The sequence below is a fragment of the Actinosynnema sp. NPDC004786 genome (assembly GCF_053601135.1).
The window spans coordinates 119,708-129,217 of record NZ_JBSGBG010000023.1 but is presented as its reverse complement, the minus strand read 5'-3'; the positions used below and the strand labels follow the sequence as shown (position 1 = coordinate 129,217).

General features: G+C 71.3%; 11 protein-coding genes. 8 read left to right on the top strand and 3 right to left on the bottom strand.

The annotated features are described in order from the left end of the window. The 3 genes from ACWEFJ_RS21975 to ACWEFJ_RS21965 all read left to right on the top strand — a co-directional run. Positions 1-925, top strand: a 925-nt coding sequence (locus ACWEFJ_RS21975) for a DUF6239 family natural product biosynthesis protein (RefSeq protein ID WP_449714852.1), incomplete at its 5' end; no start/stop codon positions are given. A 178-nt stretch (positions 926-1,103) separates the two neighbouring features. Next, positions 1,104-1,271 (top strand): hypothetical protein, encoded by a 168-nt coding sequence (locus ACWEFJ_RS21970; RefSeq protein WP_378086626.1) that lies wholly within the window; start codon positions 1,104-1,106, stop codon positions 1,269-1,271. A gap of 117 nt (positions 1,272-1,388) precedes the next feature. Next, positions 1,389-1,730 carry a VOC family protein gene (locus ACWEFJ_RS21965; RefSeq protein ID WP_378086628.1) on the top strand — a complete coding sequence of 114 codons (342 nt, stop codon included), beginning with the start codon at positions 1,389-1,391 and terminating at the stop codon, positions 1,728-1,730. A 61-nt stretch (positions 1,731-1,791) separates the two neighbouring features. Here ACWEFJ_RS21965 and ACWEFJ_RS21960 read toward each other — a convergent pair whose 3' ends face one another. The 3 genes from ACWEFJ_RS21960 to ACWEFJ_RS21950 form a co-directional block, all read right to left on the bottom strand. Further along, entirely contained in the window at positions 1,792-2,208 is a 417-nt protein-coding gene (locus ACWEFJ_RS21960; protein ID WP_378091290.1) for an RbsD/FucU domain-containing protein, read from the bottom strand. 6 nt (positions 2,209-2,214) lie between these two features. Continuing rightward, positions 2,215-3,672 (bottom strand): family 43 glycosylhydrolase, encoded by a 1,458-nt coding sequence (locus tag ACWEFJ_RS21955; protein WP_449714851.1) that lies wholly within the window; start codon positions 3,670-3,672, stop codon positions 2,215-2,217. 316 nt (positions 3,673-3,988) lie between these two features. Next, positions 3,989-4,276, bottom strand: coding sequence for a hypothetical protein (locus tag ACWEFJ_RS21950; RefSeq protein ID WP_449714850.1), 288 nt, complete (start codon positions 4,274-4,276; stop codon positions 3,989-3,991). A 283-nt stretch (positions 4,277-4,559) separates the two neighbouring features. Here ACWEFJ_RS21950 and ACWEFJ_RS21945 point away from each other — a divergent pair, with 283 nt between their 5' ends. The 5 genes from ACWEFJ_RS21945 to ACWEFJ_RS21925 all read left to right on the top strand — a co-directional run bounded on the left by ACWEFJ_RS21945 (position 4,560) and on the right by ACWEFJ_RS21925 (position 9,366). Then, complete coding sequence (locus ACWEFJ_RS21945; protein ID WP_449714849.1) at positions 4,560-5,531, top strand: arabinan endo-1,5-alpha-L-arabinosidase; 972 nt, start codon at positions 4,560-4,562, stop codon at positions 5,529-5,531. Positions 5,532-5,721: 190 nt separating this feature from the next. Then, a complete protein-coding gene (locus ACWEFJ_RS21940; RefSeq protein ID WP_449714848.1) occupies positions 5,722-6,990 on the top strand; it encodes an ABC transporter substrate-binding protein in 1,269 nt (422 codons plus the stop codon). Continuing rightward, positions 6,987-7,958 carry a carbohydrate ABC transporter permease gene (locus ACWEFJ_RS21935; RefSeq protein WP_378091300.1) on the top strand — a complete coding sequence of 324 codons (972 nt, stop codon included), beginning with the start codon at positions 6,987-6,989 and terminating at the stop codon, positions 7,956-7,958. The genes ACWEFJ_RS21940 and ACWEFJ_RS21935 overlap by 4 nt, the downstream gene beginning before the upstream one ends. Beyond that, positions 7,955-8,791, top strand: coding sequence for a carbohydrate ABC transporter permease (locus ACWEFJ_RS21930; RefSeq protein ID WP_378091302.1), 837 nt, complete (start codon positions 7,955-7,957; stop codon positions 8,789-8,791). The genes ACWEFJ_RS21935 and ACWEFJ_RS21930 overlap by 4 nt, the downstream gene beginning before the upstream one ends. Continuing rightward, positions 8,788-9,366: a hypothetical protein gene (locus tag ACWEFJ_RS21925; protein WP_449714847.1), complete on the top strand. Its 579-nt coding sequence runs from the start codon at positions 8,788-8,790 to the stop codon at positions 9,364-9,366. The genes ACWEFJ_RS21930 and ACWEFJ_RS21925 overlap by 4 nt, the downstream gene beginning before the upstream one ends. Positions 9,367-9,510 lie beyond the last annotated feature (144 nt).

Genomic DNA, 9,510 nt, shown 5'->3' with positions numbered 1-9,510 from the left:
ACAGGAAGAACTTCATCGCCGCGTACTGCCGCTTCGGCGGGCCGCCGGCCCGCCGCTGTCGTTCGCCTTCATCGCGATGATGGCGTCGTTCGTCGCCGTGTCGTGGCTCGCGCTGTGCCCGCCGACCGCGGTGGTGCGCGTGGCGGGCGCCGCGTTGGCCGTGGTGCTGCTGGCCGGCCTGGGCCAGGTCACCATCGCCGGCCGGCTCAACTCCCCGGCGGCGGGCGACCCCGTGCTGACCCGGGTGGCGCTCGGCGACGGGCCGGTGGACGTGCTCGTGGTGCCGCACATGCCCGGCTGGAACATCGTGCACACCTCCGACGTCCCGCTGTCGGTGGGCAACGCGCCCAACGCCCTCGTGCCCGCCCGCCCGCGGGAGGGGACGACCGGCCGGTGGGCGCTGGTGTGGCTGCCCGAGGGCCGCGGCGACCTCTGGCTGGACCGGGAGGGCGAGCGGATCACCGTTCCGGTGGACACCGGCAGGGTGGCGTGGACCGGCCCGGACGTGCGCGGCCCGGAAGGACCCGACTACGCGTCGGCCGTGCTGGCGGCGAAGCTCGCCGGCCGGCGCGGCGACCTGCCGTGGCCCGGTCTGACCGACGCCGACCGGGCGGCGCTGCGCGCGGAGGTCGCGTCGATCGGCGGCCCGTTCGCCGTCGTGTCGGACGGCTCGGCCCGCGCCGCCGAGGCGGCGGAGGTCGCGCGGGCCGAGGCCGACCGCCTCGGTCACGCCGTGGCGCCCGACGCGCCGGACGTGCTGGTGCTCGGCGGCGAGCCGCCGGCGGGCCGGCGACCGCACCTCGCGCCGTGGCTCACGCCGCCCGACCTGACCACCCCCGAGGCGCGCCGCTACGCGCGGACCCTGGCCTCGACCTTCCCCGACGCCACCCCGTCCCGCTCGGGCCTCGCCGCCTGGACCGGTTAGCACTCCGACGCCCGCGCCCGTTCCGAGGGCGCTCCGCACCCGCCTCGACCGGGCGGCGCTCGGCCTGGCGCCGGACCGTCCCGCTCGACCTATCGGGTGAACGCGAGGACGCGGTTCGGGTGAACGCGCGGGGGTACTCCACCGGGGCAAGCACCCGATCCCGAGGAGCGTGGAGCCCATGCACCGCGAGAGCGACAAGCACAGCCCGCTGGTGGACGACGAGTTGAAGCACGAGCTGGAGGGCACCTTGCGCGGCAACCGCCCCAGCCGGTCCGAGGAGTGGCGCGACCCCGAGCCGCCCGCGGACGACGACGTGACCGTCCCCGGCATCGACGAGCCCCGCTGACCGCGAACAGTCCACTGAGGACCACGCGATTCCCGCGACCGGCGGCCACTTCCGCGATGTTGCCCGATCCGCCGGGGGCGATTGACCGCCCGACGGCCCCTGGTTAGCGTCGAGGACGTGACTGCCGAACGCATCGCCCCCGTTGTCCCCGCAGACGACCTCGCCGGCGCGGTCGAGCGGTGGTCCGCGCTGCTCGGCGTGCCGCCGACGTTCGTGGACGGCGACCGCTGGGCCCAGTTCGACGTGGCGGGCGGGCGGTTGGCGCTGTCCGGCGCGGACCGCGTGCACGACGGCCCGGCGGTGCTGGTGAAGGTGACCGACCTGGAGGAGGCGCGCGAACGCGCGGCGGCCGTCGGGTTCCGCGTCGGCGAGATCACCACCGGGCCGCACGAGCGCCGGTGCGTCGCGGTCGGACCGGACGGGTACGCCGCGATCCTGCACGCGCCGTCCGCCGGCTGAGCAGAGTCCACACCGGACGACGGCCCGGCCCGCACGGGCGACGTGCGGGCCGGGCCGTCGGTCAGGCGACGAAACCCACGGTCAGCAGCAGGTTGGCGTAGAGCCGACCGTCACCCGTGGCCACGCACACCGCCAGCTCCGGCTCACGGCACGCCGCGTAGAACTCCTTGCGCGCCAACGGTTGCAGCGGCAGGTCGGGACCGAGCAGCCGTTCGTAGTCCGACCACACCTCCGGCGTGCCCAGGTCGTCCGGCCGCATGGTGTGCACCGCCTCGACCGGGATCGCCGACAGCACGGGCTCCAGCACCTCGTCGACCGTGACGAGACCGGGGCGCAGGTTGAGGTGGATCAGCGTGGCCCGCTCGTGCACGTTGGTCCGGTGCGCGTAGTTCGCGTCCGCGAGCAGGACCTTGGACCCGTGGCCGGCCGTGGCCAGGGCGTGCAGCAGCGGCGGGTGGAGCAAGGGGTAGCGCAGCAAGGCAGGTCACTCCAGGGTGAAGGTGGCGTCGGCGCGTGCGACGCTGTCGGCGGCGGTGGTCAGGTTGACGGTAGTGCCGTTGTGGCGGATGTAGTAGCCGGGGAAGTTCTGGGCTTCGAACGACACCGCCGAACCCGACGCGAGGCCGGCCCGGCGGAAGAACGAGGCGTCGGCGCGGAAGCCGGCGCTGCCGTCGTTGCGCTCCACCCACAGCTCGTAGTTGCGGTGGCGCAGGTAGTAGCCCGGGAAGTTGGTCGACTCCAGCGACACCGTGCCGCTGCCGTTCAGGCCCGTGACGACGCGGAACTGCGAGTCGGCCAGCGGGTTCACGTTCGCCTCGACGCGGGCCCGGTACTCCCAGTGCCGGACGAACCGGTCCGGGTAGTTGTAGGACTTGAGCCGCACCGGCGTGACGCCGTCGGCCACCGGGATGCCGAAGTTCGGCGTGCCGTCGGCGTTCCAGTAGACCTTCTGCACGCGGGTGCGCCGGTTCGGGTCGTTGAGCGGGTCGCCGGAGATGTCCCGGTAGTTGCGGTCGTGGTAGACCAGGATGTCGCTCTGGCCGTCCTCCGACACGGTGAACGAGTTGTGCCCCGGCCCGTACTGGCCGGTCGCCGCGTTGGACGCGAACACCGGGTTCTGGCTCTTGGTCCACGACGCCGGGTTGAGCAGGTCCGCCGACGCGGACGCGGACAGCATGCCCAGGCAGTAGTTGGCGTCCGTGGCGCTGGCCGAGTAGGTCAGGAACACCCGGCCGTTGCGCTGGATCACCGACGGCCCCTCGGCCACCTTGTAGCCGCGGGTCTCCCAGGCCAGCGTCGGGACGGTCAGCCTGGCCACCGGGCCGGTGATCTGCCACGGGTTCGCGCCCATCCGGGCCAGGTACAGGTTCGAGTTGGTGGAGATGCCCGGCTCCGACTGCGCCCACGTCAGGTAGCGCGTGCCGTTGACCGCGAACGTCGACATGTCCAGCGAGAACGTGTCCCAGGGGACGTTGACCTTCCCGCGCTCGACCCACGTGCCGGTCAGCGGGTTCGCGCTGGAGTTCTCCAGCACGTACGGGCGGATGCGCCACACGTCGTCGGCGCGGCCGGCGGCGAAGTAGACGTACCACCTGCCGTTGATGAAGTGGATCTCCGGTGCCCAGATGTGCGCGCCCATCTCGCCGGACGGGTGCTTGCGCCAGATCACCGACTCCGACGCGGTGGCCAGGCCCTGGATCGTGGTCGCGCGCCGCAGGACGATCCGGTCGTACTCCGGGGCGGTCGCGGTGAAGTAGTAGTAGCCGTCGGTGTGCTTGAAGATGTGCGGGTCCGCCCGCTGGTTCGCCAGGGGGTTGGTGTACTGCACGGCGGGTGACGCGTGCGCGGCGGGGGCCACCGCCAGGCCCGCGAGCGCGGTCACGGCCGCGACCGCGACCACCGCCAGCCTGCGGGATCTCGACCGGGGAACGGCGCTGTCCATCGGTTCCACTCCATCGTGGCGCGTCGGGGTGCGGCTGCGGCTGTTAACGCTAACAGCGCTGGTCGCCGTGCCTCAATACCCAGATCCGCGCCACCGGTGCCGTCCGGACGCGACGGCCGCTCGGCCGTTCGCCGCAGCGGGCGCGAAGGTGCTGGTGACGGCCATGTTCGGTGAGACCTCTGGTGTTAGCGATAACAGCTGCGCTAGCTTGACGACCCGACACCCCTCCGCGGGCCGCCGCGAACCCGCCGGGTGGGCGGGCCTGACTCTCCCCTCGTCCGCCCACCCGGTTCCCACGAACGGACCCCGCGCGCGGTCAGGCGCCGGACTCGCGCCGTTCGACCATCGTGTCGGGCGCGGACTCGGGCACCTCGGTCCGCACGTCGGAGTCGCGCAGCACCTCGCGCGCCTGCGCCTCCGGGTCGGCGCTGCCGGCGTGCTCCTCCTCCGGCAGCAGGGTGGACCGGGTGCGCGCCCGGCGGTCGACGTCGTTGCGCCGGTCGAACACCTCCGGCCGGTCCAGGTCGTGCTCGCGCCTGGTGCGCTCCTCCTGCTCCGGCGACAGCTCGGTCGCGCCGAGGTCCAGCGGTTCCTGGTGCGTCATGGCCTTGCCATACCCCGTCCGACCGGATTCGACGCCCGCGCCGGCGGCGATCCGCGCGATCGTGGTGTGTGAGCGTTAAATCAAGACGGCCGTCTCACGTTCTCGGCCTGCCTGTTAGCGATAACAGCAAGCCTTGCCCGCCGCTTCGGGGGTGCGCTACGGTGCCCGGAAGCGCTCCGAGGTCCGGCCCCACCCGCGGCCGGGGCCGGGGCGTGCCGTCGCCGGTCCACTGAGGACACCCACGCCGCCGCGCCCGACCCCACTTCGAGAGATCGAGGACACCGTGGCAGCACCGAGGAAACGCGTCCCGACCGCCCTGCTCACCGCACTGGCCCTGACCACCGCGTCCGTCGGGCTCGCGCCGGCGGCGTCGGCCTACCCCGGACCGGGGGTGGTCACCGGCGACATCCGCGTGCACGACCCGAGCGTCGTCAAGCGCCCGGACGGCAGCTACCTGGTCGCGCACACCGCGGACGGCATCGGCCTGAAGACCTCCACCGACCGCACCGCCTTCCGCAACGCGGGCGTCGCCTTCCCCAACGGCGCGTCGTGGACGACGACCTACACCAACGGCAGCCGCAACCTGTGGGCGCCGGACATCTCCTACCGCAACGGCCAGTACTGGATGTACTACTCGGCCTCCACGTTCGGCTCCAACCGGTCGGCGATCTTCCTGGCCACCAGCCCCAGCGGCAACTCCGGCACCTGGACCCACCGCGGCCTGGTCGTGGAGTCCCGCACCTCCGACGACTTCAACGCCATCGACCCCGACCTCGTCGTGGACGACCAGGGCCGCTGGTGGCTCAGCTTCGGCTCGTTCTGGTCCGGCATCAAGATGATCGCGCTCAACCCCTCCACCGGCCTGCGGGCCGACTCCACCCTCCGCCCCGTCGCCGGCCGCAACGGCGGGCCGATCGAAGCGCCCACCATCGTCAAACGCGGCTCGTACCACTACCTGTTCGTCTCGTTCGACTACTGCTGCCGCGGCGCGTCCAGCACCTACCGCGTCATGGTCGGCCGCTCCACCAGCGTCACCGGCCCCTACCTCGACCGCACAGGCCGCGCCCTCACCTCCGGCGGCGGCACCGAGATCCTCGCCGGCCAGGGCAGCGTCCACGGCCCCGGCCACCAGGACGTCTTCACCGACGTCGACAGCGACATCCTCGTCTACCACTACTACGGTGACGACGGTGCGTCCCGACTGGGCATCAACCTGCTGGCGTTCGACTCCGCCGGGTGGCCGTACGTCCGATGAGCGACCCGTGCCCCGACCGCCCCGCCCGCCACGGCCCGCGCCGGGCGGGGCGCCGGACGCCGATCGCCGAACCGTCGTCGAGACGCTTTCGAAGTGGGCATTGACGTGCGCGCAACGTGCTCGTAGCCTCCCGGAAAGCGCTTTCCCCGTGCATCGCGCGGCAGGGCAGCGGTCGAGACCGGAGGAACGAATGGCTGCACTGAAACGTTTCAGGGTTCTGGCGACGTCCATGGTCGCCCTGCTGGCCGTCGCCTGCGGCGGTGGCGGCGGCGGTGGCGACGAGACCCAGGCCGGTCCCGCCACGCTGCGGTTCTCGTGGTGGGGCAACGCCGAGCGCGCCGAGCTGATGCAGAAGGCCATCGACCTCTTCCAGAGCAAGAACCCCGACATCAAGGTCACGCCGAGCTTCCAGGAGTTCGAAGCGTACTGGCAGAAGATGGCGACCGAAACCGCCGGCGGCAACGCGCCCGACGTGTTGCAGATGGACTTCGCCTACATCCGCGAGTACTCCGACCGCAACGCGCTGTACGACCTGAAGAAGCAGGAGGGCAAGAACCTGGAGCTGGGCGACCTGCTGCCCGGCCTCAAGGGCGCCGGCGAGATCGACGGCAAGCTGTACGGCGTGCCGACCGGCGGCAACACCTGGAGCTACATGTACGACCCGGCGCTGTTCGCGCAGGCGGGCGTCGCGGAGCCCCGGGAGGGCTGGACCTGGGACGACTACCGCGACACCATGAAGGCGATCGCGGAGAAGACCGGGGTGCCCGGCGGCGGCAACTACGTCGGCAGCTACTACAACCTCGAACTCCAGCTGCGGCAGGAGGGCGGGCTGCTCTACACCGAGGACGGCGCGCTGGGCTTCGACAAGGCGCGGCTGAAGGAGTTCTTCGAGGAGGGCAAGGCGTTGACCGACGGCAAGGTCGTGCTGCCGATCGAGAAGGGCGTGCAGATCAAGCCCGCGCACGCGCTGGAGCAGAAGCTCGTCGCGGGCGACCTCGGCTGGGACAACTTCCTGTCGCGCTACGCCAAGGGCAACCCGAACCTCAAGCTCGGCCCGGTGCCGACCGACGAGGCCGGCACGTCCGGCCAGTACCTCAAGCCGTCGATGCTGCTGAGCGTGTCGCAGAAGACCGAGCACCCGGCCGCCGCCGCGAAGCTGGTGTCGTTCATGGTCAACGACCCGGAGGTCGGCCGGATCTTCGGCGCGAACCGCGGTCTGCCGCCCACGAACGCGCAGCGCCAGGCCGCCCAGCTCGAAGGCCCGCTGGCCGCCGTCGCCGCGTACGAGGACGCGTTGAAGGACGAGTTCGGCAAGACGCCGCCCGCGCCGCCGAAGGGCGCCGGCACGTTGGAGCAGGCGTTCATCCGGATCACCGAGGAACTCCAGTACGGCCGCATCTCCGTGGACGAGGCGGTCGACCAGTTCTTCGCCGAGGCCGAAGAGACCCTCGGGTCGTGACCGGGACGACGACCGTGCCGGACCTGCGGACCGAAGTGGCCGCGGTCGGGGCGGCGGGTCCGCGCAAGCGGGCCCGCCTGCCCGGCGACGGCCTGGCGGGCTACCTGTTCCTGTCGCCGTGGATCATCGGGATCGTCCTGCTGACCCTCGGGCCGATGGTGACCTCGCTCTACCTGTCGTTCACCGACTACGACCTGTTCAACACGCCGAACTGGATCGGTTTCGAGAACTACGAGCGGATGTTCACCGACGCCCGGTGGCTGCGGTCGGTGCAGGTCACCGCGCTGTACGTGGCGCTGGCCGTGCCGATCAAGCTGGCCGCCGCGCTGGCCGTGGCGATGCTGCTGAACACCCGGCGGGCCGGGCAGGGCTTCTACCGGGCGGCGTTCTACGGGCCGTCGCTCATCGGCGGCAGCGTCGGCGTCGCCATCGTGTGGAAGATGATGTTCAGCGACGACTCGGTGGTCGACCAGGTCCTGCTGCGGTTCGGCATCGACACCGGCGGCTGGGCGGGCAACCCGGACTACTCGCTGATGATGCTGGTGCTGCTGGCCACGTGGCAGCTCGGCGCGCCGATGGTGATCTTCCTTGCGGGCCTCAAGCAGGTGCCGCGCGAACTGTACGAGGCGGCGGAGGTCGACGGCGCGAGCCGGTGGCGGCGGTTCCGGTCCATCACGCTGCCGATGATCTCGCCGGTGCTGTTCTTCAACCTGCTGCTGGAGACGATCAACTCGTTCCAGGTGTTCACGTCGGCGTACGTGGTCGGCGGGCCCAACGGGCAGCCGGCCGGGAGCACGCTGTTCTACACGATCTACCTGTTCGACCGGGGGTTCGGCGACTACCGCATGGGTTACGCGTCGGCGATGGCGTGGATGCTGCTGCTCGGCGTCGGCCTGGTCACCGTGTTCCTGTTCCGCACGGCGCGGGGGTGGGTCTTCTACTCCGGGGACTCGGGGGACAAGCGATGAAGCCGACGTTGGGGCGGGTGGCGTGGCACGTCGGCGTGCTGGCGCTGCTCGCGGTCGTGCTGTACCCGATCGTGTGGGTGGCGGCGGCGACGTTCAAGCCGTCCGAGGCGATCGTCGGCAGCCTGCAGCTGGTGCCCACGCAGCCGACGTTCGCGAACTACGAGCGCGTGTTCGACGGTGTCGTCGGCGTCGGCGTGGGGCGGTTCTTCTGGAACTCGGCGGTGCTGGCGGTGCTGTCGGTCGTGGGCACGGTGGCGTCGTCGGCGCTGGCGGCCTACGCGTTCGCGCGGCTGCGCTTCCGGGGTCGGACGGCGCTGTTCGGCATCATGATCGCGACGCTGCTGCTGCCGTTCCACGTGTTGATCATCCCGCAGTACGTGGTGTTCCAGAACCTCGACCTGGTCGACACGTACGTGCCGTTGCTGGCCGGGAAGTTCCTGGCGTCGGAGGCGTTCTTCGTGTTCCTGATCGTGCAGTTCATCCGGCAGCTGCCGCGCGAGCTGGACGAGTCGGCGAAGATCGACGGGGCGAACCACTGGCGGGTGTTCTGGCACATCATCCTGCCGCTGTGCCGGCCGGCGCTCATCACGACGGCGATCTTCACGTTCATCTGGAGCTGGAACGACTTCTTCGGGCCGCTGATCTACCTGAGCACGCCGGACAAGTACCCGTTGCCGTTGGCGTTGCAGTTGTTCATCGACGAGACGAGCGGGTCGGACTTCGGGGCGTTGATGGCGATGTCGATGCTGGCGCTCGTGCCGGTGATCCTGTTCTTCCTGTTCTTCCAGCGGTTCCTGGTGGAGGGCGTGTCGACGTCGGGGTTGAAGGGGTGAGGCGGTTCGCGTTGTTCGGCGAGTGCCTCACCGCGGGGCTGCTCGTGCTGCTGGCCGCCGTGCCGGTGGTGACGTTGATGCCGGCGCTGGCGGCGGGGTGCGCGCACATCAAGGCGCACGTGGACGGGGAGACGACGTCGGTGCGCGCGTTCTTCCGGCGCGTGCGGGCGGCCGTGCCCGGCGGGTGGGTGCTGTCGGTCGGGGTGGTCGTCGCGTTCGCCGTGCTGGCGGTGGACGTGGTGGTGCTGCGGACGCGGGTCGCCGGGGGCGGGGTCGTGGCGGTCGTGTGCGGGGTGGCGGCGGTCGGTTTGGCGGTCGTCGTCCTTCGTGCGGCGGCGCTGTGGACGGCGGGGGCGCGGTGGTCTGCCGTCGTGCGTGCGGCGGCGCGGCGGGGCGCTTCGGACCTCGGCGGGTCGTTGCTGCTGGTCATGGCTCTGGGGATGCTGGTGCTGGTGACCTGGCAACTGCCGCCGTTGGTGCTGCCGATGCTCGGCTGCGTGCTGATGGCGGCGGTGGCCGTGGAACGCCGGCCCACTGCCCACCACGCGTCCGCGATCGACGGTGTCCGTCCTTGACTGCAGACCGCTGACCAGCGGTTATTGCGGGGCCTGGTGCCACTATCGGGTGATGTTGGGGCGGGGATCTCAGGAAAACGCCGTTATCGACCGATTCAAACGTCGGTTGGAACAACGAGGCCGGCAACCCAACCCCCGCCCCGC